Origin of the sequence: Altererythrobacter sp. MTPC7 (assembly GCF_042851395.1) — a bacterium.
GTDB lineage: Bacteria > Pseudomonadota > Alphaproteobacteria > Sphingomonadales > Sphingomonadaceae > CAJXSN01.
In genome coordinates, this window is record NZ_BTGS01000002.1 from 221,928 (window position 1) to 243,538 (window position 21,611).

Annotated in this window: 31 protein-coding genes and 1 pseudogene; all 32 read left to right on the top strand. The window is 62.1% G+C overall.

Annotated features, from left to right (window positions below):
- Positions 1–93 precede the first annotated feature (93 nt).
- The 32 genes and pseudogenes from fusA (at position 94) to ACGHJ7_RS03035 (ending at position 21,574) form a co-directional block, all read left to right on the top strand.
- On the top strand, positions 94–2,229 hold the full coding sequence (gene fusA / locus ACGHJ7_RS02880; protein WP_390474480.1) for an elongation factor G: 2,136 nt from the start codon (positions 94–96) through the stop codon (positions 2,227–2,229).
- A gap of 91 nt (positions 2,230–2,320) precedes the next feature.
- Complete coding sequence (gene tuf / locus ACGHJ7_RS02885; protein WP_390474481.1) at positions 2,321–3,496, top strand: elongation factor Tu; 1,176 nt, start codon at positions 2,321–2,323, stop codon at positions 3,494–3,496.
- Between the two features lie 333 nt (positions 3,497–3,829).
- The gene (gene rpsJ, locus ACGHJ7_RS02890) at positions 3,830–4,141 is read left to right on the top strand and encodes a 30S ribosomal protein S10 (RefSeq protein ID WP_061924928.1); all 312 of its coding nucleotides are present in this window, start codon (positions 3,830–3,832) and stop codon (positions 4,139–4,141) included.
- A gap of 270 nt (positions 4,142–4,411) precedes the next feature.
- Positions 4,412–5,293 (top strand): 50S ribosomal protein L3, encoded by an 882-nt coding sequence (rplC, locus tag ACGHJ7_RS02895; RefSeq protein ID WP_390474536.1) that lies wholly within the window; start codon positions 4,412–4,414, stop codon positions 5,291–5,293.
- Positions 5,294–5,295: 2 nt separating this feature from the next.
- Entirely contained in the window at positions 5,296–5,919 is a 624-nt protein-coding gene (gene rplD / locus ACGHJ7_RS02900) for a 50S ribosomal protein L4 (RefSeq protein ID WP_390474482.1), read from the top strand.
- On the top strand, positions 5,912–6,220 hold the full coding sequence (locus tag ACGHJ7_RS02905; RefSeq protein ID WP_390474483.1) for a 50S ribosomal protein L23: 309 nt from the start codon (positions 5,912–5,914) through the stop codon (positions 6,218–6,220). The genes rplD and ACGHJ7_RS02905 overlap by 8 nt, the downstream gene beginning before the upstream one ends.
- Positions 6,221–6,234: 14 nt before the next feature.
- The gene (gene rplB, locus ACGHJ7_RS02910) at positions 6,235–7,071 is read left to right on the top strand and encodes a 50S ribosomal protein L2 (RefSeq protein ID WP_390474484.1); all 837 of its coding nucleotides are present in this window, start codon (positions 6,235–6,237) and stop codon (positions 7,069–7,071) included.
- A 5-nt stretch (positions 7,072–7,076) separates the two neighbouring features.
- Positions 7,077–7,352 carry a 30S ribosomal protein S19 gene (rpsS, locus tag ACGHJ7_RS02915; RefSeq protein ID WP_390474485.1) on the top strand — a complete coding sequence of 92 codons (276 nt, stop codon included), beginning with the start codon at positions 7,077–7,079 and terminating at the stop codon, positions 7,350–7,352.
- Positions 7,352–7,729, top strand: coding sequence for a 50S ribosomal protein L22 (gene rplV / locus ACGHJ7_RS02920; protein WP_160780057.1), 378 nt, complete (start codon positions 7,352–7,354; stop codon positions 7,727–7,729). Before rpsS ends, rplV begins: the two co-directional genes overlap by 1 nt.
- Position 7,730: 1 nt before the next feature.
- Positions 7,731–8,426: a 30S ribosomal protein S3 gene (rpsC, locus tag ACGHJ7_RS02925; RefSeq protein ID WP_390474486.1), complete on the top strand. Its 696-nt coding sequence runs from the start codon at positions 7,731–7,733 to the stop codon at positions 8,424–8,426.
- Between the two features lie 22 nt (positions 8,427–8,448).
- Entirely contained in the window at positions 8,449–8,883 is a 435-nt protein-coding gene (gene rplP / locus ACGHJ7_RS02930) for a 50S ribosomal protein L16 (protein ID WP_390474487.1), read from the top strand.
- Entirely contained in the window at positions 8,883–9,095 is a 213-nt protein-coding gene (gene rpmC, locus ACGHJ7_RS02935) for a 50S ribosomal protein L29 (protein WP_390474488.1), read from the top strand. The genes rplP and rpmC overlap by 1 nt, the downstream gene beginning before the upstream one ends.
- Positions 9,096–9,105: 10 nt before the next feature.
- Positions 9,106–9,387 (top strand): annotated as a pseudogene (rpsQ, locus tag ACGHJ7_RS02940) (30S ribosomal protein S17); the annotation flags it as partial.
- A gap of 150 nt (positions 9,388–9,537) precedes the next feature.
- Positions 9,538–9,906 carry a 50S ribosomal protein L14 gene (gene rplN / locus ACGHJ7_RS02945; protein ID WP_390474489.1) on the top strand — a complete coding sequence of 123 codons (369 nt, stop codon included), beginning with the start codon at positions 9,538–9,540 and terminating at the stop codon, positions 9,904–9,906.
- Entirely contained in the window at positions 9,906–10,226 is a 321-nt protein-coding gene (gene rplX, locus ACGHJ7_RS02950; RefSeq protein WP_390474490.1) for a 50S ribosomal protein L24, read from the top strand. The genes rplN and rplX overlap by 1 nt, the downstream gene beginning before the upstream one ends.
- A complete protein-coding gene (gene rplE, locus ACGHJ7_RS02955; protein WP_390474491.1) occupies positions 10,219–10,797 on the top strand; it encodes a 50S ribosomal protein L5 in 579 nt (192 codons plus the stop codon). Before rplX ends, rplE begins: the two co-directional genes overlap by 8 nt.
- Before the next feature lie 42 nt (positions 10,798–10,839).
- Entirely contained in the window at positions 10,840–11,145 is a 306-nt protein-coding gene (gene rpsN / locus ACGHJ7_RS02960) for a 30S ribosomal protein S14 (protein WP_390474492.1), read from the top strand.
- A gap of 11 nt (positions 11,146–11,156) precedes the next feature.
- Positions 11,157–11,552, top strand: a complete 396-nt coding sequence (gene rpsH, locus ACGHJ7_RS02965) for a 30S ribosomal protein S8 (RefSeq protein WP_390474493.1) — start codon at positions 11,157–11,159, stop codon at positions 11,550–11,552.
- Positions 11,552–12,085 (top strand): 50S ribosomal protein L6, encoded by a 534-nt coding sequence (gene rplF, locus ACGHJ7_RS02970; protein ID WP_390474494.1) that lies wholly within the window; start codon positions 11,552–11,554, stop codon positions 12,083–12,085. Before rpsH ends, rplF begins: the two co-directional genes overlap by 1 nt.
- A 1-nt stretch (position 12,086) precedes the next feature.
- Positions 12,087–12,431 carry a 50S ribosomal protein L18 gene (gene rplR, locus ACGHJ7_RS02975; RefSeq protein ID WP_390474495.1) on the top strand — a complete coding sequence of 115 codons (345 nt, stop codon included), beginning with the start codon at positions 12,087–12,089 and terminating at the stop codon, positions 12,429–12,431.
- Positions 12,431–13,270: a 30S ribosomal protein S5 gene (rpsE, locus tag ACGHJ7_RS02980; protein WP_390474537.1), complete on the top strand. Its 840-nt coding sequence runs from the start codon at positions 12,431–12,433 to the stop codon at positions 13,268–13,270. The genes rplR and rpsE overlap by 1 nt, the downstream gene beginning before the upstream one ends.
- Positions 13,271–13,276: 6 nt before the next feature.
- Positions 13,277–13,453, top strand: a complete 177-nt coding sequence (rpmD, locus tag ACGHJ7_RS02985; RefSeq protein WP_147091437.1) for a 50S ribosomal protein L30 — start codon at positions 13,277–13,279, stop codon at positions 13,451–13,453.
- Positions 13,450–13,737, top strand: coding sequence for a hypothetical protein (locus tag ACGHJ7_RS02990; protein ID WP_390474496.1), 288 nt, complete (start codon positions 13,450–13,452; stop codon positions 13,735–13,737). Before rpmD ends, ACGHJ7_RS02990 begins: the two co-directional genes overlap by 4 nt.
- A gap of 28 nt (positions 13,738–13,765) precedes the next feature.
- On the top strand, positions 13,766–14,302 hold the full coding sequence (gene rplO, locus ACGHJ7_RS02995; RefSeq protein ID WP_390474538.1) for a 50S ribosomal protein L15: 537 nt from the start codon (positions 13,766–13,768) through the stop codon (positions 14,300–14,302).
- Between the two features lie 107 nt (positions 14,303–14,409).
- Entirely contained in the window at positions 14,410–15,774 is a 1,365-nt protein-coding gene (secY, locus tag ACGHJ7_RS03000) for a preprotein translocase subunit SecY (RefSeq protein WP_390474497.1), read from the top strand.
- A 50-nt stretch (positions 15,775–15,824) separates the two neighbouring features.
- On the top strand, positions 15,825–16,469 hold the full coding sequence (locus tag ACGHJ7_RS03005; RefSeq protein WP_390474498.1) for an adenylate kinase: 645 nt from the start codon (positions 15,825–15,827) through the stop codon (positions 16,467–16,469).
- A gap of 60 nt (positions 16,470–16,529) precedes the next feature.
- Positions 16,530–17,279, top strand: coding sequence for an SRPBCC family protein (locus tag ACGHJ7_RS03010; RefSeq protein WP_390474499.1), 750 nt, complete (start codon positions 16,530–16,532; stop codon positions 17,277–17,279).
- Positions 17,280–17,614: 335 nt separating this feature from the next.
- Positions 17,615–17,983: a 30S ribosomal protein S13 gene (rpsM, locus tag ACGHJ7_RS03015; protein WP_390474500.1), complete on the top strand. Its 369-nt coding sequence runs from the start codon at positions 17,615–17,617 to the stop codon at positions 17,981–17,983.
- Between the two features lie 51 nt (positions 17,984–18,034).
- Entirely contained in the window at positions 18,035–18,424 is a 390-nt protein-coding gene (gene rpsK, locus ACGHJ7_RS03020) for a 30S ribosomal protein S11 (RefSeq protein WP_390474501.1), read from the top strand.
- A gap of 122 nt (positions 18,425–18,546) precedes the next feature.
- Complete coding sequence (locus ACGHJ7_RS03025; RefSeq protein WP_390474502.1) at positions 18,547–19,602, top strand: DNA-directed RNA polymerase subunit alpha; 1,056 nt, start codon at positions 18,547–18,549, stop codon at positions 19,600–19,602.
- 90 nt (positions 19,603–19,692) lie between these two features.
- On the top strand, positions 19,693–20,115 hold the full coding sequence (rplQ, locus tag ACGHJ7_RS03030; protein ID WP_390474503.1) for a 50S ribosomal protein L17: 423 nt from the start codon (positions 19,693–19,695) through the stop codon (positions 20,113–20,115).
- A 91-nt stretch (positions 20,116–20,206) separates the two neighbouring features.
- Positions 20,207–21,574 carry a serine hydrolase domain-containing protein gene (locus ACGHJ7_RS03035; RefSeq protein WP_390474504.1) on the top strand — a complete coding sequence of 456 codons (1,368 nt, stop codon included), beginning with the start codon at positions 20,207–20,209 and terminating at the stop codon, positions 21,572–21,574.
- Positions 21,575–21,611: the final 37 nt, after the last annotated feature.

Here is a 21,611-nt window from a genome sequence, read left to right on the forward strand (position 1 = left end):
CATGCTCCGGCCTTCAAGCTGTCACATACGTAACTATATGTGGGACCTACGGCCGCAGCAGGTGCGGCTCCCCACCGACCCGAGGAAGAGATTATGGCCCGCGATTATCCGCTGGAGCGCTATCGTAACATCGGCATCATGGCGCACATCGATGCCGGCAAGACGACCACGACCGAACGCATCCTCTACTACACCGGCAAGTCCTACAAGATCGGCGAAGTCCATGACGGCGCCGCCACGATGGACTGGATGGAGCAGGAGCAGGAACGCGGCATCACCATCACGTCGGCTGCGACGACCACGTTCTGGCAGGCGGAAGATTCCTCCATGGACGCGATGGGCGATCCCAAGGCGCTGCGTGCAGACAGCCCGAAGCACCGCATCAACATCATCGACACGCCCGGCCACGTCGACTTCACCATCGAAGTCGAGCGCTCGCTTCGCGTGCTGGACGGTGCGGTCGCCGTGTTCGACGGCGTCGCCGGGGTGGAACCGCAGTCCGAAACCGTATGGCGCCAGGCCGACAAATACGGCGTCCCCAGAATGTGCTTCATAAACAAGCTCGACCGCACGGGTGCCGATTTCTATTACTGCGTGCAGTCCATCGTAGACCGCCTCGGCGCGACGCCGCTGGTGCTGTATCTCCCGATCGGCGCGGAAAGCGATCTTCGCGGTGTCGTCGACCTCGTGAACATGCGCGGAATCGTCTGGGAAAACGATGGCTTGGGTGCCGAGTACAAGTTCGTCGAGATTCCGGACGATCTGAAGGACAAGGCTGCCGAATATCGTGAAACGCTGGTCGAGACTGCTGTCGAGCAGGACGACGACGCGATGGAAGCCTATCTCGAAAGCGGCGAAGCTCCCGATGCTGCAACGCTGAAGAAGCTGATCCGCAAGGGCACGATGGAACGTGCCTTCGTTCCGGTACTGTGCGGCTCCGCGTTCAAGAACAAGGGCGTTCAGCCCCTGCTCGACGCCGTGGTCGACTACATGCCGTCGCCGCTCGACGTTCCCGCGATTAAAGGCGTGAAGCCCGACAGCGACGAGGAAGACGAGCGTCCGTCCAGCGACGAGGCCCCGTTCTCCGCACTGGCGTTCAAGATCATGAACGACCCGTTCGTCGGTTCGCTGACCTTTACCCGCATCTACTCGGGCAAGCTGGAGAAGGGCTCTGTCCTGAACAGCGTGAAGGACAAGAAGGAAAAGATCGGCCGCATGCTGCTGATGCATTCCAACAACCGCGAGGACATCGAGGAAGCGTTTGCAGGCGACATCGTCGCGATCGCGGGTCTCAAGGAAACCACCACCGGGGACACTCTGTGCGCATCGAGCGCGCCGATCGTCCTCGAGCGGATGGAATTTCCCGATCCTGTCATCGAACTTTCGGTGGAGCCCAAGACCAAGGCCGACCAGGAAAAGATGGGCGTCGCGCTCAACCGCCTGGCTGCCGAGGATCCGTCCTTCCGGGTCACGACCGACCACGAAAGCGGTCAGACCATCATCAAGGGCATGGGCGAGCTTCACCTCGACATCCTCGTCGATCGCATGAAGCGCGAGTTCAAGGTCGAGGCGAATGTCGGTGCGCCGCAGGTGGCCTACCGCGAATCGCTGAGCCGCGAAGTCGAAGTGACCTACACCCACAAGAAACAGTCGGGTGGTTCGGGTCAGTTCGGTGAAGCCAAGGTCGTCGTCTCGCCGGGCGAGCGTGGCCAGGGCGTCATTTTCGAAGACGAGATCAAGGGCGGTAACATTCCGCGCGAATACATCCCGTCGGTCGAGAAGGGCATGCGCGAACAGGCCGAAAGCGGCTATCTGGTCGGCTTCCCGATTATCGACTTCACCATCCGCCTGATCGACGGCAAATATCATGATGTCGACTCGAGCACGGTGGCCTTCGAAATCACCGGTCGCGGCGCCATGCGCGAAGCGGCACAGAAATCCGGCATCAAGCTGCTGGAGCCGGTGATGAAGGTGGAAGTCGTGACTCCGGAAGACTATCTGGGTGACGTGATCGGCGATCTGAACTCGCGTCGCGGGCAAATCCAGGGCACCGACAGCCGCGGTAACGCCCAGGCGGTCGAGGCTTTCGTTCCGCTGGCCAACATGTTCGGTTACGTGAACGAGCTGCGTTCCTTCACCCAGGGGCGTGCTCAGTACACGATGCAGTTCAGCCACTATGACGAGGTTCCGGCCAGCGTCGCACAGGAAGTCAAGGAGAAGCTTGCCTAAGCGAGGCAAGACAGCTAGGGGCGGCGCCTGATTTCTCGGGTGCCGTCCATTCTCCCGAAGAATAGTATTTTCAGACAGAGGTATTGAGAAAATGGCGAAGGAAAAATTCGAGCGTAACAAGCCGCACTGCAACGTCGGCACCATCGGCCACGTCGACCACGGCAAGACCACGCTGACCGCAGCTATCACCAAGGTGATGGGTTCGGCCGTGGATTTCGCCAACATCGACAAGGCTCCCGAAGAGCGTGAGCGCGGCATCACCATCTCGACCGCACACGTCGAGTACGAGACGGACAACCGTCACTACGCGCACGTCGATTGCCCGGGCCACGCCGACTACGTGAAGAACATGATCACCGGTGCTGCCCAGATGGACGGCGCTATCCTGGTCGTGAACGCAGCCGACGGCCCCATGCCGCAGACGCGTGAGCACATCCTGCTCGCTCGCCAGGTCGGTGTTCCGGCGCTGGTCGTGTACCTGAACAAGGTCGACCAGGTCGATGACGAAGAACTGCTCGAGCTGGTCGAACTGGAAGTTCGCGAACTGCTGAGCGACTACGACTTCGACGGCGACAACATTCCGATCATCAAGGGTTCGGCCCTTGCTGCTCTGGAGGGCCGCGACGAGGAAATCGGCGAAAAGTCCATCAAGGAACTGATGGCTGCCGTCGACGAGTACATCCCGCAGCCGGAGCGTCCGGTCGACCAGGACTTCCTGATGCCGATCGAAGACGTGTTCTCGATCTCGGGTCGTGGTACGGTTGTCACCGGCCGTGTCGAAACCGGCGTCGTGAACGTTGGCGACGAAGTCGAAATCGTTGGCATCAAGGATACCACCAAGACGACCGTGACCGGCGTCGAAATGTTCCGCAAGCTGCTCGACTCGGGTGAAGCTGGCGACAACATCGGTGCCCTGATCCGCGGTGTCGGCCGTGAAGACGTCGAGCGTGGCCAGGTCCTCGCGAAGCCCGGTTCGGTCAACCCGCACACGGAATTCAGCGCAGAAGTCTACGTCCTGTCGAAGGACGAAGGTGGCCGTCACACGCCGTTCTTCGCGAACTACCGTCCGCAGTTCTACTTCCGCACCACGGACGTCACCGGTGAAGTGATCCTTCCCGAAGGCACCGAAATGGTGATGCCGGGCGACAACGTGACGATCGACGTCAAGCTGATCGCTCCGATCGCCATGGACGAAGGCCTGCGCTTCGCAATCCGCGAAGGTGGCCGTACGGTTGGCTCGGGCGTCGTCTCGAAGATCACCAAGTAATCGCTTGCTCCTTCCGCCTGCGGGCGAGGGTGCACGGATAAATCGGGCCCGGTTCCCCATTGTGGGGGGGCGGGCCCTTTTTATGAAGGCTGGCGACGAACGGGCACAGTTCGCCGCGTTGCTGGCGCTCCAGGTGTAAAATGACGGAAGACGGGGGTTGCCAGAATCTCGTGTCCTCCGTATACGCGCCGCAACCGACGGGGATTCGTCTCTGTCATGACGAGATTTTGGGAAGGCCGCCCGCCTTCGGGAAACCGGAGAGACGCGGGGCGGGCCTTTCTTTTTTGGCGGTTTGGGAACAGGCCGCTTGGCTCTTTCGCATCGGTGTAGGTAATGGAAGCTCAGAATATTCGTATTCGCCTCAAGGCGTTTGATCATCGCGTTCTCGACCAGGCAACTGGCGAAATTGCGGAAACCGCACGCCGCACGGGTGCGCTTATTCGTGGCCCCATTCCCATGCCGACGCGTATCGAGAAGTTCACCGTGAACCGCGGCCCGCACATCGACAAGAAGTCGCGCGAGCAGTTCGAGGTGCGCACCTACAAGCGGCTGCTCGACATCGTGCAGCCGAACGCACAGACGGTCGACGCGCTGATGAAGCTCGATCTTGCCGCTGGCGTGAACGTGGAAATCAAGCTCGCTTGATTGTCTCCGGTCATTCGGTCGTGACCGCAAAAACGGACCGAGGTTTCAGGAGCTCTTATGGCTCCGCCCGCACGTACAGTGCAGGCAAGACATAGGGATACCGCCGGGATCTGTTCGCAAGGATATACACCCGGGTCTGCGTCCCCCGTCTCGCTCGACCGGACCTTCCGGAAGAGCAATCAGCCCGGACGGGGCGACGTATAGTTACAATTCGGGCTGGCACGCACTGTGGAAATGGTTCCGCTGTGCCTCTGTGTAGGAGTTATGACGATGCGCACTGGCGTGATCGCTAAGAAAGTCGGGATGACCCGCCTGTTCCAGGAGGATGGCCGGCACGTGCCCGTCACCGTCCTGGCGCTGGAAAACTGCCAGGTGACCGCTCACCGCACGGCCGAACGCGACGGATATTCCGCGCTTCAGGTCGGCGCTGGCGAAGCCAAGCAGAAGAACGTTGCAAAGCCGCAGCGTGAAGCCTTCGGCAAGGCCGAAGTCGGCCTCAAGATGAAGGTCGCGGAATTCCGCCTCGACAGCGACGAGGGTCTTCTCCCCGTCGGTGCCCGCATCAGCGCGGATCACTTCGTCGCCGGCCAGAAGGTCGACGTGACCGGGCACACGCAGGGCAAGGGCTTTGCCGGTGCCATGAAGCGTTGGGGCTTCGGTGGTCTGCGTGCGACGCACGGCGTTTCCATCTCGCACCGCTCGCACGGTTCGACGGGTAACCGCCAGGATCCTGGCCGCGTGTTCAAGGGCAAGAAGATGGCCGGCCACATGGGCGACCGTCAGCGCACGCAGCAGAACCTCGAAATCGTCCGCACGGACGCCGAGCGTGGCCTGCTGTTCGTGCGCGGTTCCGTCCCCGGCGCCAAGAACAGCTGGATGATGGTCCGCGACGCGGTCAAGGCCAAGCATGGCGAACTGCCGTTCCCCGGCGTAATGTATCGCAACCAGGAAGAGTTCGCTTCGGAAGAAGTCGATCCTGGCCTGATCGCCAGCGAAGCCGAGCAGGAAGTCGGCACCGCCGTCGATGCGGAAACGCAGGAAAAGCTGATGGCACAGCAGGATGCTGGTGCCGATGCCGAAACCGGCGCAGCCGAAGACAACAGCACCACGCCGAGCGTCGACAAGGACGCCGGTGAAAGCAAGGAGTCCTGATCGTGAAGGTCAAGGTCCAGAAACTAGACGGCAAGGCGTCGGGCGACATCGAACTGAGCGATGACGTCTTTGGTGTCGAGCCGCGCGCAGACATCCTGCACCGCGTCGTGACGTGGCAGCTGGAAAACCGTCGCGGTACCGCACGTCCCACGCGTGAGCGTTCCGACGTCGCCCGTACCGGTGCGAAGTTCGGCGCCCAGAAGGGCGGCGGCCGGGCTCGTCACGGTGACCGTGCTGCCCCGATCTTCATCGGCGGTGGTAAGGCGCATGGTGCACGCAAGCGCGATTTCAACCAGTCGCTCAACAAGAAGGTCCGTTCGCTCGGCCTGAAGATGGCCCTTTCGAGCAAGGCGAAGGACGGTCTCGTCGTCGTCGACACGCTCGAGCTGAAGGACGCCAAGACGAAGGCCCTCGCCGGTCACTTCGAGAAGGCCGGCTTTAGTGGCAAGGTGCTCTTCATCGACGGCGACAGCGTCAATGACGGTTTCTCGAAGTCTGCAGGCAACCTGCCGGGCATCAACGTGCTGCCGGCCATGGGCGCCAATGTCTACGACATCCTGAAGCACGACACGCTGGTCCTCACCAAGGACGCGGTCGAAAAGCTGGAGGCCCGTTTCAATGGCTAAAAAGCAGGAAATCCAGGCCCGTCACTACGACGTGGTGCTTGCCCCTCACATCACCGAGAAGTCGACCCTGCTCTCCGAGCACAACGGCGTCGTCTTCAAGGTGGCGAATGACGCGACCAAGCCGCAGATCAAGGAAGCGGTCGAGGCCCTGTTCGACGTGAAGGTCACGAATGTGAACACGCTTGTCCAGAAGGGCAAGACGAAGCGCTGGAAGGGCAAGCCCTACAAGCGCACCGACATGAAGAAGGCCATCGTCACGCTGGCCGAAGGTGACTCGATCGACGTCACCAGCGGTATCTGAGGGACACGAGAACCATGGCACTCAAGAACTACAAACCGACAAGCCCCGCGCGCCGCGGCCTGATCCTTGTCGACAAGACGGGCCTCTACAAGGGGAAGCCGGTCAAGTCGCTCACGGAAGGCAAGCGCAAGACGGGCGGCCGCAACAACAAGGGCCACGTGACCTCGCGCGGCATCGGCGGCGGTCACAAGCAGAAGTACCGCTTCATCGACTTCAAGCGTCGCAAGTGGGACATGGAAGGCACCGTGGAACGGATCGAATACGATCCCAACCGCACGGCCTTCATCGCCCTCGTGAAGTATGAAGACGGCGAGCAGGCGTACATCATCGCGCCGCAGCGTCTCGATGTAGGCGACAAGGTCGTTGCCGGCGAGAAGACCGATACGAAGCCTGGTAACGCCATGCTGCTGGGCCAGATGCCGGTCGGCACGATCTGCCACAATGTGGAGATGAAGCCGGGCAAGGGCGGTCAGATCGCCCGTTCGGCCGGCGCCTATGTCCAGCTGGTCGGCCGTGACCGCGGCATGGTCATCGTTCGCTTGAACTCGGGCGAGCAGCGTTACCTGCGTGCGGACTGCATGGGCACGGTTGGCGCGGTCTCGAACCCCGACAACCAGAACCAAAACTTCGGCAAGGCCGGTCGTACCCGCTGGAAGGGCAAGCGCCCGCTGACCCGCGGTGTCGCGAAGAACCCGGTCGATCACCCGCACGGTGGTGGTGAAGGCCGGACCAGCGGCGGTCGCCATCCGGTGACCCCGTGGGGCAAGCCGACCAAGGGTGCCCGCACTCGCAAGAACAAGCAGACGGACAAGATGATTATCCGTTCGCGTCACGCCAAGAAGAAGAGGTAACGGACATGGCTCGTTCCGTCTGGAAAGGTCCGTTCGTCGAGCTTAGCCTTCTGAAAAAGGCTGAGGACGCACAGGATCAAAGCAATGCGAAACCGATCAAGACCTGGTCGCGCCGCAGCACAATTCTGCCGCAGTTCGTTGGGCTGACGTTCAACGTCTACAACGGTCACAAGTTCATCCCCGTCTCCGTTTCGGAAGAGATGGTCGGCCACAAGCTTGGTGAATTCGCGCCGACGCGCACGTTCCCCGGCCACGCCGCCGACAAGAAGGGCAAGCGATAATGGGCAAGGCAAAATCCCCGCGCCGCGTCGGCGAGAACGAGGCTCTTGCAGTCGGCACCACCATTCGTGGTTCCGCGCAGAAGCTGAACCTCGTCGCTGAACTGATCCGCGGCAAGAAGGTCGAGGAAGCGCTGAACATCCTGGCGTTCTCCAAGAAGGCCATGGCGCGCGATGCGACCAAGGTCCTGGCATCGGCCGTGGCCAATGCGGAAAACAACCACGATCTCGACGTCGACGCTCTCGTCGTCGCCGAGGCTAGCGTGGGCAAGTCGATCACCATGAAGCGGTTCCATACCCGCGGTCGTGGCAAGAGCACCCGCATCCTGAAGCCGTTCAGCCGGCTGCGGATCGTGGTGCGCGAGCAGGAAGAGGCGTAAGATGGGCCAGAAGAGCAATCCGATCGGTCTGCGCCTGCAGATCAACCGCACCTGGGACAGCCGCTGGTACGCCGAAGGGCGTGACTATGCTCAGCTGCTCAAGGAAGACATCGACATCCGCAAGCACATCGTGAAGTCGCTGCCGCAGGCTGCGATTTCCAAGGTCGTGATCGAGCGTCCGGCAAAGCTTTGCCGCGTTTCGATCTATGCTGCCCGTCCCGGTGTCATCATCGGCAAGAAGGGCGCGGACATCGAGAAGCTTCGGCAGAAGCTGTCCACGATGACCGCCAGCGAAGTGAAGCTGAACATCGTCGAGATCCGCAAGCCGGAAGTCGATCCCAAGCTCGTTGCCCAGGGCATTGCCGACCAGCTGATCCGCCGCGTCGCATTCCGCCGCGCGATGAAGCGCGCCATGCAGTCGGCCATGCGCCTTGGTGCCGAAGGCATCAAGATCGTGTGCGGCGGCCGCCTCGGCGGTGCCGAAATCGCCCGCGTCGAACAGTACCGCGAAGGCCGCGTGCCGCTGCACACGCTGCGCGCCAACATCGATTACGCTGAGACCGAGGCTCTGACCGCCTACGGCATCATCGGGATCAAGGTGTGGGTCTTCAAGGGCGAGATCCTCGGCCATGACCCGACCGCGCAGGACCGTCTGATGATGGAATCGCAGACGTCCGGCGTGCGCCCGGCTCGCTGATTGCAGGACATAGGAAAGAACCATGCTGCAACCGAAGAAAACCAAGTACCGCAAGGCTTTCAAGGGCCGGATCAAGGGCGACGCCAAGGGTGGCACCGCACTTAATTTCGGCTCCTACGGTCTGAAGGCTCTCGAGCCGGAGCGTATCACCGCTCGCCAGATCGAAGCCGCGCGTCGTGCCATCACCCGTCACATGAAGCGCCAGGGCCGTCTCTGGATCCGCGTCTTCCCCGATGTGCCCGTGTCCAAGAAGCCTGCCGAAGTCCGTCAGGGTAAGGGCAAGGGCTCGGTCGAATACTGGGCAGCGCGCGTGAAGCCGGGCCGCATCCTGTTCGAACTGGACGGCGTTTCGGGGCAGATCGCTGCTGAAGCCTTCAGCCGCGCTGCCATGAAGCTGCCGGTCAAGACGAAGGTCGTTGCCCGTCTCGGCGACACCTCGCACCTCGGAGGCGAATAATGAGCAAGATCGAAGATCTGCGTCAGAAGAGCGACGACCAGCTTTCGGAAGAGCTCGTCGAACTGAAGCGCGAAGCGTTCAACCTGCGCTTCCAGTCGGCAACCAACCAGCTCGAGGCTCCGGCCCGGGTTCGCGAAGTTCGCCGCACCATCGCCAAGATCAAGACTCTGCAGACCGAGCGTGCCAAGGCCGCTTCCGCAGAGAAGGCTTGAGGAGTAGACAATGCCGAAACGTATCCTGATCGGGACTGTCACCTCCGACAAGACCGACAAGACCGTGACCGTGCTGGTCGAACGCAAGGTGAAGCACCCGCTTTACGCGAAGATCATTCGCCGTTCGAAGAAGTATCACGCGCACGACGAAAACAACGAATACAGCCTGGGCGACGTGGTCCGGATCGAGGAGACCAAGCCGATCTCCAAGACCAAGTCCTGGCTCGTCAAGGACCGGGTGACCGCTGGCGGTACGCAGGCGGTGGAAGCCGACCTCGACGTCGCTGCGGCGAAGCCGATGAAGGCCGAAAAGCCTGCGGACGCGCCCAAGGAAGATACGGCTGACGCGAAAGCGGAAGCCGACAGCTGATTTGAGTGGAACTGCCGGGCGCCCGCCGCAAGCGGGGCCGTCCCGGCAAGCCAATGAGAAGGAACCGGATCAATGATCCAGATGCAATCCAATCTCGAAGTCGCGGACAATAGCGGCGCAAAGCGCGTCCAGTGCATCAAGGTGCTGGGCGGGTCGAAGCGTCGGTTTGCCTCCGTCGGCGACGTGATCGTGGTTTCCGTGAAGGAAGCCCAGCCGCGCGCGAAGGTGAAGAAGGGCGACGTTCACCGCGCCGTCATCGTGCGCACGAAGAAGGACGTTCGCCGCCCCGATGGCAGCGTGATCCGCTTCGACAGCAACGCCGCTGTCCTCGTCAACAAGAGCGAGGAACCGATCGGCACCCGTATCTTCGGCCCGGTGGTTCGGGAACTGCGCGGCCGCGGCTTCATGAAGATCATCTCGCTCGCTCCGGAGGTTCTGTAATGGCATCCGCACGCATCAAGAAGGGTGACAGCGTCGTCGTCCTGTCCGGCAAGGACAAGGGCAAGACCGGCACCGTCACGAAGGTCCTGCCGAAGGATGGCAAGGTCGTCGTGGAAGGGGTCAACATGATCTCGCGTCACCGCAAGCCCAGCCAGGCCAATCCGCAGGGTGGCATCGACCGCGTCGAGGCGCCGATGTTCCTCGCCAAGGTGGCCGTGGCCGATCCCAAGGATGGCAAGCCGACCCGCGTCCGCTTCGAAGAGAAGGACGGCAAGAAGGTCCGCATTGCCGTGAAGTCGGGAGAAACGATCGATGGCTGATTACACGCCCCGCATGAAGTCGCGCTACGACGACGAGATCGTCAAGGCGATGACCGAGAAGTTCGGCTACAAGAACCGTCTCGAAGTGCCCAAGCTCGAAAAGATCACGCTCAACATGGGTGTGGGCGAGGCGAGTCAGGACAAGAAGAAGGTCCAGGTCGCTGCCGAGGAAATGGCTCTGATCGCCGGCCAGAAGCCGGTCATCACCAAGGCCAAGAAATCGATCGCACAGTTCAAGCTGCGCGAAGGCATGCCGATCGGTGCGAAGGTAACCCTGCGCCGTGAACGCATGTACGAGTTCCTCGACCGCCTCGTCACGGTGGCAATGCCCCGTATCCGTGACTTCCGCGGCCTCAACCCGCGCTCCTTCGACGGCCGTGGCAATTATGCCATGGGCATGAAGGAGCAGATCGTCTTCCCCGAAATCTCGTACGACAAGATCGAGACCGTCCGGGGCATGGACATCATCGTAACCACCACGGCGAAGACCGACGAGGAAGCACGCGAGCTTCTGAAGCTGTTCGGTTTCCCGTTCCCGGCTGAAAAGTCGGAAGAGAAGGAAGCGGCGTGAGCCGTCTCCTGACCAGCAAGTAAGGAAGAGAGCTTAAGTCCAATGGCGAAACTGAGTTCCATCAACAAGAACGAGAAGCGCAAGAAGCTCGTCAAGCAGTACGCTGCGAAGTACGAGAAGCTGAAGGCAATTGCCGACGACAAGTCGCTCGACGAAAGCGAGCGTCTGATGGCGCGTCTCAAGATGGCGGAAATTCCCCGTAACGCGAATCCCACGCGTATCCGGAACCGCTGTTCCACCACCGGCCGCCCGCGCGGCTATTATCGCAAGTTCGGCATCAACCGTATCGAACTGCGTAACCTCGGCAACAAGGGCCTGATTCCGGGCCTGACCAAGTCGAGCTGGTGAGGATCTAGAATATGGCTATGACCGATCCCCTGGGTGATATGCTCACCCGTATCCGCAACGGCCAGCAGGCGAAGAAGGACTCCGTCCTGTCGCCTGCGTCGAAGCTGCGTGCGAACGTTCTCGAAGTCCTTCAGCGCGAAGGCTACATCCGTGGCTATTCCGAAGACGAGAGCGGCAAGCACCCTGCGCTTCGCATCGAGCTGAAGTATTTCGAAGGCGAACCTGCCATCAAGCATGTCGCCCGCGTCTCCAAGCCGGGCCGCCGCGTCTATTCGGGTTCGAAAGACCTCCCGACCGTGCGCAACGGCCTTGGCATCACCATCGTCTCGACCCCTCGCGGCGTGCTTTCGGACAACGAAGCGCAGGCCGAGAATGTCGGCGGCGAAGTCCTGGCGGAGGTGTTCTGATGAGCCGCATCGGCAAGAAGGCCGTCACGATCCCCAGCGGGGTCGAGGCCAAGATCGAATCCGACACGCTGACCGTGAAGGGTCCCAAGGGCACGCTGTCCATGGGCATGTCCGACCTCATCGATTACAAGATCGAAGACTCGGAAATCCAGGTCAATCCCGCCAATGACACGAAGCAGGCACGTTCCTTCTGGGGCATGCAGCGTACGCTGGTCTCCAATCTCGTCGAAGGCGTGACCGAAGGGTTCACAAAGACGCTGGAAATCAGCGGGGTCGGCTACCGTGCGCAGGCACAGGGCAAGACGCTGAAGCTGCAGCTCGGCTACAGCCACGACGTCGACCTGACCGTGCCGGAAGGCCTCGAGGTCAAGACGCCGGACCAGACGACCGTGATCGTCTCCGGCATCGACAAGCAGGCCGTGGGCGAATTCGCCGCGAACATCCGCCAGTGGCGCAAGCCCGAGCCGTACAAGGGCAAGGGTATCAAGTACCAGGGCGAATACATCTTCCGCAAGGAAGGGAAGAAGAAGTAAGATGGCAAAGCTTTCTCTTTTCGAACGGCGTCGCCGCCGCGTCCGGACCGCGCTCCGCAAGCGTTCGGGCAATAAGCCGCGCCTGTCGGTGCACCGCACCGGCCAGCACATTTACGCCCAGATCATCGACGACGCCGAAGGCAAGACGGTCGCAGCTGCTTCCACCCTCGGTGGCAAGGGCTCGGGTGCGAATATCGATGCCGCAAAGACGGTCGGCAAGGATATCGCTGCCGCGGCCAAGAAGGCCGGCGTCACCACTGTCGTGTTCGATCGCGGCGGGTTCCTGTTCCATGGCCGCGTGAAAGCGCTGGCCGATGCCGCCCGTGAAGGCGGGCTGGAGTTCTGATCATGGCAGACGACAACAAGACGCCCGAAACCAAGGGCGAAGACACGAAGCCGGTTGAAATCGAACAGGCTGCTTCGGCCGAAAGCGGTCCCGAAGTAAAGAAGGAAGAGCCGGCGATCGCCGATACGCCTTCCGAGGCTGCGGACAACCAGAGCCCGGCGCAGGGCGACGACGGCAACGCCCGTACGCAGGCGAATGCCCGTGGCGGCCGCGACAACCGCGGCGGTGGCCGTGACAATCGTGGCGGCGGACGTGGTGGCCGGGGTGGCCGTGACAACCGCCGCGGCGGCCGTGACGAGCCGGATGACGGCATCACGGAAAAGCTGGTCCACATCAACCGCGTCTCGAAGACGGTGAAGGGCGGTAAGCGCTTCGGTTTCGCCGCTCTCGTGGTGGTCGGTGACGGCCAGGGCCGCGTCGGCTTCGGCAAGGGCAAGGCCCGCGAAGTTCCGGAGGCCATCACCAAGGCAACCGCAGCAGCGCGCAAGAAGATGATCCGCGTCTCGCTGAAGGAAGGCCGCACGCTGCATCACGACGGCAACGGCCGTTTCGGTGCCGGCAAGGTGACCATCCGCACCGCACCTCCGGGTACCGGCATCATCGCCGGTGGTCCGATGCGTGCCGTGTTCGAGAGCCTTGGCGTGGCAGACGTCGTGACCAAGTCGGTCGGTACGTCCAATCCCTACAACATGATCCGCGCAACGTTCGATGCGCTGTCCGACCAGACGTCGCCGAAATCGGTGGCGCAGCGCCGGGGCAAGAAGGTTGCCGACCTGCTGGGTCGCGGCGGTGCGAGCGAAGCCGAGGCAAAAGCCGACGCCGAAGCCGTGGTGGAGTAAGACACAATGGCGAAAATCAAGATCAAGCAGATCGGTTCGCCGATCCGTCGTCCCGAGAGCCAGAAGAAGATCCTCGTCGGTCTCGGCCTCGGAAAGATGCACCGGGTTGTCGAACTTGAAGACACCCCCGAGGTTCGCGGCGCGATCGCGAAGCTCCCGCACATGGTTGCGGTCGTCGATTGAAGACATGGCGCGTCCTGCTGCGGGGGGAAAACTTTCCCCTCGACACGCAGCAGGGCGCGCCCCTCATGGGCTTTTACGCGACCCGCTGGGTCGCGGCGCCCGATGAACAAGGGGCTTTCGCTGCCGCAGTCGAGCAGCTAAGGGAAGCGCCCGAACTTTCCGGCATACCCAAGGGTTGCGGTGCGAACATCGTTTCCGAAGACATTGCCGAATTGCCCCATGTGCAGGTTCCACCCGAAAGGCGCGGCCTGACCACTTTCCGGATGGCAACATCCAGCGCGTAGAAAAGCGAAAGCGAGTGCAGACATGACTATGAAACTCAACGACATCCGTGACAATGCCGGTGCCCGCAAGAACCGTATCCGCGTTGGTCGCGGTATCGGCTCTGGCAAGGGCAAGACCGCGGCTCGCGGCCAGAAGGGCCAGAAGAGCCGTTCGGGCGTTGCGATCAAGGGCTTCGAAGGCGGCCAGATGCCGCTTCACATGCGCCTGCCGAAGCGCGGGTTCAACAACCCGTTCGGCAAGGATTTCGCCGAAGTGAACCTGGGCATGATCCAGAAGTTCATCGACGCGAAGAAGCTCGACGCCAAGAAGGATATCGATCACGCGGCACTGAAGGCTGCCGGCCTAGCCCGTGGCGGCAAGGACGGCGTGCGCCTTTTGGGCAAGGGCGAGATCACGTCCAAGGTCAAGCTGGTCGTCGCCGGTGCGTCCAAAGGCGCAACCGCTGCGGTCGAAAAGGCCGGCGGCAGCGTCGAGGTCGTCGAGGTTAAGACCCCGTCGGCCAAGCCGAGCAAGGCCGAGACGAAGACCGGCACGGCTGCGGACAAGTCCAAGAAAGCCAAATAATCGACGAAATCGAGGGCGGCGGGTTCGACATCGGGCCCGCCGCTCCCTATGTCCTGTCCCGCAAGGCCGGGAGGGACCGGCGATAGTTCAGGATACAAGACGTTCCGATGGCATCACGCGCCGACAATATCGCGAGCAATATGAGTCTCGCCAATTTCTCCAAGGCCACCGAGCTTCGCCAGCGCATCTGGTTTACGCTCGGCGCCCTGATCGTGTTCCGCTTCCTCAGCTTCGTGCCGCTGCCGGGTGTCAATCCGCAGATCCTGAGCACGCTGTACGATCAGACGCGGGGCGGGGTCCTCGACCTGTTCAACACCTTCTCGGGCGGCAGCCTGGAGCGCATGAGTCTCATCGCGCTCGGCGTGATGCCTTATATCACCGCCTCGATCGTGGTGCAGATGGCCGCGGCCCTGCATCCCACGCTCGCCGCGATGAAGAAGGAAGGCGCCACCGGGCGCCAGAAGATCAACCAGTACACGCGCTACGGCACCGTGTTCCTGACCGCGATTCAGGGGTATTTCCTGGCGACCGGCCTCGAAACCTTCGGTGCTGCGAGCGGCATGCAGGCGGTGGTCGAGCCTGGTCTCACCTTCCGGATCGGCGCCGTCATCAGCCTCGTTGGCGGGACTATGTTCCTGCTGTGGCTGGGTGAGCAGATCACCGCGCGCGGGATTGGTAACGGCGTCTCGCTGATCATCATGGCCGGCATCGTCGCGCAGTTCCCGACCTTTGCCGCCAACATGTTCGAAGGCGGCCGTACGGGTTCGATCAGTGCCTTCATCATCGTCGGCTTCATCATCATGGTGGTCGCGCTGATCCTGTTCATCTGTTTCGTGGAACGCGCGCAGCGCCGCCTGTTGATCCAGAATCCCAAGCGGGCAACGCAGCGCGGCATGATGCAGGCAGACCGTTCGCACCTGCCGCTGAAACTGAACACGGCAGGCGTCATCCCGCCGATCTTCGCCAGTTCGCTGCTTCTGCTGCCGCTGACCATCAGCCAGTTCGCCGGCAATTCCGTCGATACCGGCAGCACTGCGGGCGGGTTCATCGTGACACTGAACCAGTACCTTCAGCACGGTCAGCCGATCTACATGACGCTGTATGCCATCGGCATCATCTTCTTCGCGTTCTTCTACACCGCCGTTGTCTTCAACCCTGAGGAAACGGCCGAGAACCTGAAGAAGAATGGCGGTTTCATTCCGGGCATCCGCCCCGGCAAGCGTACCGCCGACTACCTCGACTACGTCCTGACGCGTATCACCGTGGTCGGTGCGATCTACCTGACGCTGGTCTGTGTCATTCCCGAATACATGATCGCGCAGACGGGCATTCCGCTGTTCCTAGGCGGGACGAGCCTGCTCATCGTGGTCAACGTGACTGTGGATACGATCAGCCAGGTCCAGTCGCATCTGCTGGCGCACCAGTATGGTGACCTGATCAAGAAGGCGAAGCTCAAGGGTCGCAAGCGCTGAGCGATGCCGTTGCTGGCAAATCATTCAGTTTCGATGGGGGATTCTCAGGCGTGAATATCATTCTTCTCGGTCCTCCGGGTGCTGGCAAGGGCACGCAGGCGCATCGCATGGTGGAGCATCACGGCATGCGCCAGCTGTCGACCGGCGACATGCTGCGCGCGGCGGTAAAGGCCCAGACCCCTGTGGGTCAGAAGGCGAAGGCCGTCATGGATCGCGGCGAGCTGGTGTCGGACGACATCGTATCGGAATTGATCGACGCGGAACTGACTGCGCTTGCGCCGGAAACCGGCGTGATCTTCGACGGCTATCCGCGGACGCAGGCGCAGGCGGAGCAGCTTGACGGTCTGCTCGCCAAGCATGGCCGATGCCTCACGCGGGTGATCGAACTCGGTGTGGACGAGGATGCGCTGGTGGAACGCATTACGGGCCGGTTCTCCTGCGCCGAATGCGGAACGCTCTACCACGACATGGCAAATCCGCCGAAAACGGACGGTGTGTGCGACCAGTGCGGATCGACCGAGTTCAAGCGCCGCCCGGACGATAACGAGGAAACGGTTCGCACGCGGATGCAGGAATACCGCGCAAAGACGCAGCCGATCCTGCCGCATTACGAGGCGCAGGACCTTGTCGCACGCGTCGACGGCATGGCTTCCATCGAGGACGTCAGCCACGCGATCGACGCGCTGCTTACCTAAGGCCCTTCCTTGTCCCGCCGGCTTGCGATAACCGGTGGTAAGAGGGAGGTCATGGGACCGATGACATTCAGATACTTTACGGCGGCAATTTCACTGGCCGTCGCCGCGCTTGCCGCGCCGGCCCAGGCCGAGGTCGTCGAGGCATCGGACAGCGGCTTCACCACGCGCGCCGGCGTCGTGGTCGAGGCCGATACGCAGGCGATCTGGCTGGCGCTGATCTCTCCCGGGGGCTGGTGGAACGATGCCCATACCTGGTCGGGCGATGCTTCGAACATGACGTTGGAGCCGCAGGCCGGAGGCTGCTTCTGCGAGCGTATTCCTGCCAGCGAGGAAGACGGTGCCATCGGACTGGATGGCAGCGTGCGCCACATGAGCGTGGTCCAGTCCTTCCCGCGCAAGGTCCTTCGCATGCGGGGCGGGCTCGGGCCCTTGCAGGGGGAGCCTGCCGATGGCGTCCTGACGATCACGCTGAAGCCGGTGGACGGCACCACTCGCATCCTGTGGGAATATGTCGTCGGCGGCCACATGCGTTACGAAGTCCCGGTCATCGCGAAAGCTGTCGACGGTGTCATGAACCAGCAGCTCGCCGGACTGGCATCCCAGTTCGGCGGACCGGTAGGGGCAGGGGGCGATACCGAAGAAGCGGCGTCGGATGACGAAGATACGGCATCCGAGGACGAGGCCGCGGCGGATGACGAGGAAGGCAGTGCCGACGAGCCCGCCACCGCGCAGGACCCGCCCGCACGCGCCACCAGCGCAGAAGATGTCGCCGAAGCGCTCGATGCGCTGGCGGCGGAACTGGAGGACTGATCTCGGCCCGATCGCGGACGTTTCGCGGCGGGCTGTTTTGACAGGGCCGGGCAGGGCGGTTAAAGAATGTCACGAACTTGAAACCTTGCGCGCGGCACCCATATCGGTGCTCGCGTTGTCAGGGTGCGCTGGCTGTTGACGTTACGTCGGAATCGCCTTAAGCGCCCTCGTCATTCGACAAAAATGTTGGGTTGTCCGGTCGGTCGTCGATTCGTCGCGTGCCAATCCGGGCTTTTTCCATTTCGGGAATCCACCATTTCTGCCGGATGAAATTGTAGCGATGAGATAAGGGCGTTCAGGCATCTGCCAAGTCCTTGTGGAGCATGGAGAATTAAGTGGCTCGTATTGCCGGGGTAAACATCCCCACCAACAAGCGCGTGATCATCGCGCTGACCTACATCCACGGAATCGGTCGCACGACCGCCGTGGAAATCGCCGACAAGCTGGGTATCGATCACAAGGTCCGCGTTCAGGACCTGACCGACGCGGAAATCCTGCAGATCCGTGAAACGATCGACGCCGACTATCAGGTCGAGGGTGACCTTCGCCGCAACACGGCGATGAACATCAAGCGCCTGATGGACCTGCGGTCCTATCGCGGCCTGCGCCACCGTAACGGCCTGCCCGTTCGCGGCCAGCGCACCCACACCAACGCCCGCACCCGCAAGGGCAAGGCGAAGCCGATCGCAGGCAAGAAGAAGTAAGCGCGACCGCGCCCTTCTTACCAGCTACCCGAATACGAGGAACGACACACAATGGCACGCGAACCAGGCCGCATCAGGAAACGCGAGCGGAAAAACATTTCCAGCGGCGTTGCGCACATCAACGCCAGTTTCAACAACACCATGATCACCATCACCGACGCGCAGGGCAATGCGATCAGCTGGTCCAGCGCCGGCATGATGGGCTTCAAGGGCAGCCGCAAGTCGACGCCCTACGCCGCCCAGGTTGCCGCGGACGATGCCGGCAAGAAGGCCGCCGAACACGGCGTCCGCACGCTGGAAGTCGAAGTAAAGGGCCCGGGCTCGGGCCGCGAGAGCGCGCTGCGCGGTCTTGCAGCTGTCGGTTTCACCATTACTTCCATTCGCGACGTCACGCCGATCCCGCACAACGGCGTGCGGCCATCCAAGCGGCGCCGCGTCTGATCCGCACTTGTCCGGCGGCCCTTCGCGGGGCCGCCGCCAACACCTGACGGACCGGACGCGCCTCCCGCAGCGCTCCGGTCTGACCCGCATCCGAACGCCCAATGGCGAAATAGGGGAAATCCATGTCCGTCAATACCAAGAACTGGCAGGAACTGAAGAAACCCAACCAGCTCGAAATCAAGGAAGGCGGCGACAAGAAGCGCAAGGCCACCTTCATCGCCGAACCGCTCGAGCGCGGTTTCGGCCTGACGCTGGGCAATGCGCTGCGCCGCGTCCTGCTCTCCTCCCTCCAGGGCGCAGCCATCACCTCGATCAAGATCGAGAACGTCCTCCACGAATTCAGCAGCCTTGCCGGCGTGCGCGAAGACGTCACCGACATCGTCCTGAACGTGAAGCAGATCGCCCTCAAGATGGAAGGCGAAGGTCCCAAGCGCCTGCAGCTTTCCGCAACCGGCCCGGGTGAAGTCACCGCCGGCGACATCGCCGTGTCGGGCGATATCGAGATCATGAACAAGGATCTCGTAATCTGCCACCTCGACGAAGGTGCGAACCTCAACATGGAACTGACGGCGGATGTCGGCAGCGGCTACGTGCCTGCGGTGCAGAACCGCCCGGCCGACGCGCCGATCGGCCTGATCCCGGTCGACAGCCTGTATTCGCCGGTCCGCCAGGTCAGCTACAAGGTCGAGAAGGCCCGCGTCGGCCAGGAACTGGACTTCGACAAGCTGAGCCTGAACGTCGAGACCGACGGTACGGTCGCCCCGGAAGATGCCGTGGCCTATGCCGCGCGCATCCTGCAGGACCAGCTGACGCTGTTCGTCCACTTCGAGGAAGGCATCCCGCAGCCGTCCAGCGCCATGATCGGCGTCGCGGCAGAGCCGCAGGAATCGGACGCCAACCAGCTCAACCGCTACCTCCTCAAGAAGGTCGACGAACTGGAACTGTCGGTCCGCAGCGCCAACTGTCTGAAGAACGACAACATCATCTATATCGGCGACCTGGTCCAGAAGACCGAAGCCGAGATGCTGCGCACGCCGAATTTCGGCCGCAAGTCGCTCAACGAGATCAAGGAAGTGCTGTCCAGCATGGGTCTGCGCCTCGGCATGGACATCCCCGGATGGCCGCCTGAGAACATCGAGGAAATGGCCAAGAAGCTCGAGCAGGAACTGCTGGGCTGACACCCTCGCTTACGGGAATGGGCCGGACCCGAAATTCCGGCCCGTACCGGGCTACCTCATACGGGCCCCTTACGAACGGAGTAGAATGAAATGCGTCACAAGATTTCCCAGCGCAAGCTTTCGCGCAAGTCGGGCCACCGCAAGGCCCTGTTCCGCAACATGGCTGCCGCGCTGATCAAGCACGAACAGATCGTCACCACGCTGCCCAAGGCGAAGGAGCTGCGTCCCTATGTCGAGAAGCTGATCACGCTGGCAAAGCGTGGCGGCCTGTCGAACCGCCGTCTTGCACAGAGCAAGCTGCTCGACGAGACGCAGCTGAAGAAGCTGTTCGACGTCCTGGCAGAGCGTTATTCCGACCGTGACGGCGGTTACACGCGCATCATCAAGGCCGGCTACCGCGCCAGCGACGCCTCGCAGATGGCAGTGATCGAACTGGTCGACCGCGACGAAGACGCGAAGGGCCAGGACAGCGGCCCGGTCATGACCGAGGACGACGAATACGAAGACGCGTAAGCCGCGCCTTCGATACGAAAACGGGGAAGGGCCGCCGGATACAATCCGGCGGCCCTTTCCTTTTTTCCGGGCGCAGCTAGGGTCTGCACCCATGATCCGCACGACCATTGCCAGCGCTGCCGCGCTGCTCCTCGCCGCTTCTCCCGCTACTGCACAAGATGCACAGGAGAGGCTGGATGCCCGTTACGATCGGGCGCTGGCGGCAGGGTACAAGGCGCTCATGCTGTGCAGCGCGATCGGGCATGCGCGTGACAATGGCATTTTTCGTGGACCTCGAAGTGTAGCGGAATACGAATTAGCAGGCATACAATCGCCTTTCGATGAGATCATTGCAGATTTGCCTGCCGAGATCGTAGGCTTTCCTCAAAGCACTCGCGTTCAGCATGTCCTGGTTGAATGGGCCGACGACATGCCTCCAAGATTGGCACACAATCGCTGGGGTTCGGGGTGCGCTTTGGCTCCCATCGGCTACGATAAGGTGCCTGAAGCTAGAGAGCGAATTCCCGCACCGCCACCGATAGTAAGGGTCATCACGCCGCAAACTGACGGGATGAAGTCGGTATTCGATCGCGGATTCGGAACTGGTTTCGGCGAAGGGTCGCGAACAACCGCAATCGTTGTGCAACAAGGGAACCAGATTGTAGCCGAAGCTTATGCTAACGGTTTTACGCCGCTGACCCCGCAGCGCACCTGGTCGGTGGCCAAGAGCATTGCGGCGACGCTGGTAGGTGTCGCGGTCTATCGCGGGGAAGCTGATGTAGCGGCCTCTGCGGGGCTGGGCGACAACGAAGATGACCCCCGTCGCGCCATTACGATCGACCAAACCTTGAGGATGGCGTCGGGGAGGTATTCTGACACGCCGGGTAACCGAACCGACGCACTCTATTGGGGCGGCGCCACAGTTACGGAGGTGGCGCAGACAACTCCGCTAATCAATGTACCGGGCACCGTATTTCGTTACGCCAATAACGATATCCTTGCGGCCGTGCAGGCGATCGATCTTTCGGCCGAGGGAAATTCACCGTCGTCTTTGTTCCGTCAGTTGAACATGCGCGACACCGTCGCCGAAACGGACTGGGAGGGCAATTACATCCTGTCGAGCCAGGTCTGGTCCACCGCGCGCGATCTGGCGCGGCTCGGACAACTGCACTTGGACGGTGGCGTTCTGCCATCGGGAGAGCGCATCCTCCCCGAAGGCTGGACTGACTACGTCTCCTCCCCCGCCGGCCCGCAGCCGGAGGGGCGCCCGTTCGGCTATGGCGCGGGCTGGTGGCTGCTGAATGCAAGCGAGGGCGTTCCGCCCGATACCTACGCCGCCATGGGCAATCGCGGACAGTTCGTCGTCGTCGTGCCCAGCCGCGATGTCGTCATCGTGCGGCGGGGCGAGGATCCGGCCGGGCAGGGCGGGTTCGACATTGCCGCCTTCACCCGCGACGTGCTGGCCGCGCTGGAGGATTGAACGCGGCCGCGCGATGGCTACATCCAATATCACACAG

Excerpts from the sequence above, each read along its gene's own strand:
- rpmC (WP_390474488.1), top strand. The coding sequence starts at position 8,883 with ATGAGCAAGATCGAAGATCTGCGTCAGAAGAGCGACGACCAGCTTTCG.
- fusA (WP_390474480.1), top strand. The coding sequence starts at position 94 with ATGGCCCGCGATTATCCGCTGGAGCGCTATCGTAACATCGGCATCATG.
- rplR (WP_390474495.1), top strand. The coding sequence starts at position 12,087 with ATGGCAAAGCTTTCTCTTTTCGAACGGCGTCGCCGCCGCGTCCGGACC.
- ACGHJ7_RS03025 (WP_390474502.1), top strand. The coding sequence starts at position 18,547 with ATGTCCGTCAATACCAAGAACTGGCAGGAACTGAAGAAACCCAACCAG.
- rpmD (WP_147091437.1), top strand. The coding sequence starts at position 13,277 with ATGGCGAAAATCAAGATCAAGCAGATCGGTTCGCCGATCCGTCGTCCC.
- rplN (WP_390474489.1), top strand. The coding sequence starts at position 9,538 with ATGATCCAGATGCAATCCAATCTCGAAGTCGCGGACAATAGCGGCGCA.
- rplP (WP_390474487.1), top strand. The coding sequence starts at position 8,449 with ATGCTGCAACCGAAGAAAACCAAGTACCGCAAGGCTTTCAAGGGCCGG.
- rplQ (WP_390474503.1), top strand. The coding sequence starts at position 19,693 with ATGCGTCACAAGATTTCCCAGCGCAAGCTTTCGCGCAAGTCGGGCCAC.
- secY (WP_390474497.1), top strand. The coding sequence starts at position 14,410 with ATGGCATCACGCGCCGACAATATCGCGAGCAATATGAGTCTCGCCAAT.
- ACGHJ7_RS02905 (WP_390474483.1), top strand. The coding sequence starts at position 5,912 with ATGGCTAAAAAGCAGGAAATCCAGGCCCGTCACTACGACGTGGTGCTT.
- rplF (WP_390474494.1), top strand. The coding sequence starts at position 11,552 with ATGAGCCGCATCGGCAAGAAGGCCGTCACGATCCCCAGCGGGGTCGAG.
- tuf (WP_390474481.1), top strand. The coding sequence starts at position 2,321 with ATGGCGAAGGAAAAATTCGAGCGTAACAAGCCGCACTGCAACGTCGGC.
- rplV (WP_160780057.1), top strand. The coding sequence starts at position 7,352 with ATGGGCAAGGCAAAATCCCCGCGCCGCGTCGGCGAGAACGAGGCTCTT.
- rpsK (WP_390474501.1), top strand. The coding sequence starts at position 18,035 with ATGGCACGCGAACCAGGCCGCATCAGGAAACGCGAGCGGAAAAACATT.
- rpsJ (WP_061924928.1), top strand. The coding sequence starts at position 3,830 with ATGGAAGCTCAGAATATTCGTATTCGCCTCAAGGCGTTTGATCATCGC.
- rpsS (WP_390474485.1), top strand. The coding sequence starts at position 7,077 with ATGGCTCGTTCCGTCTGGAAAGGTCCGTTCGTCGAGCTTAGCCTTCTG.
- ACGHJ7_RS03035 (WP_390474504.1), top strand. The coding sequence starts at position 20,207 with ATGATCCGCACGACCATTGCCAGCGCTGCCGCGCTGCTCCTCGCCGCT.
- rpsC (WP_390474486.1), top strand. The coding sequence starts at position 7,731 with ATGGGCCAGAAGAGCAATCCGATCGGTCTGCGCCTGCAGATCAACCGC.
- rpsN (WP_390474492.1), top strand. The coding sequence starts at position 10,840 with ATGGCGAAACTGAGTTCCATCAACAAGAACGAGAAGCGCAAGAAGCTC.
- rpsH (WP_390474493.1), top strand. The coding sequence starts at position 11,157 with ATGGCTATGACCGATCCCCTGGGTGATATGCTCACCCGTATCCGCAAC.
- rplC (WP_390474536.1), top strand. The coding sequence starts at position 4,412 with ATGCGCACTGGCGTGATCGCTAAGAAAGTCGGGATGACCCGCCTGTTC.
- rplE (WP_390474491.1), top strand. The coding sequence starts at position 10,219 with ATGGCTGATTACACGCCCCGCATGAAGTCGCGCTACGACGACGAGATC.
- ACGHJ7_RS03010 (WP_390474499.1), top strand. The coding sequence starts at position 16,530 with ATGACATTCAGATACTTTACGGCGGCAATTTCACTGGCCGTCGCCGCG.
- rplX (WP_390474490.1), top strand. The coding sequence starts at position 9,906 with ATGGCATCCGCACGCATCAAGAAGGGTGACAGCGTCGTCGTCCTGTCC.
- rplB (WP_390474484.1), top strand. The coding sequence starts at position 6,235 with ATGGCACTCAAGAACTACAAACCGACAAGCCCCGCGCGCCGCGGCCTG.
- rplO (WP_390474538.1), top strand. The coding sequence starts at position 13,766 with ATGAAACTCAACGACATCCGTGACAATGCCGGTGCCCGCAAGAACCGT.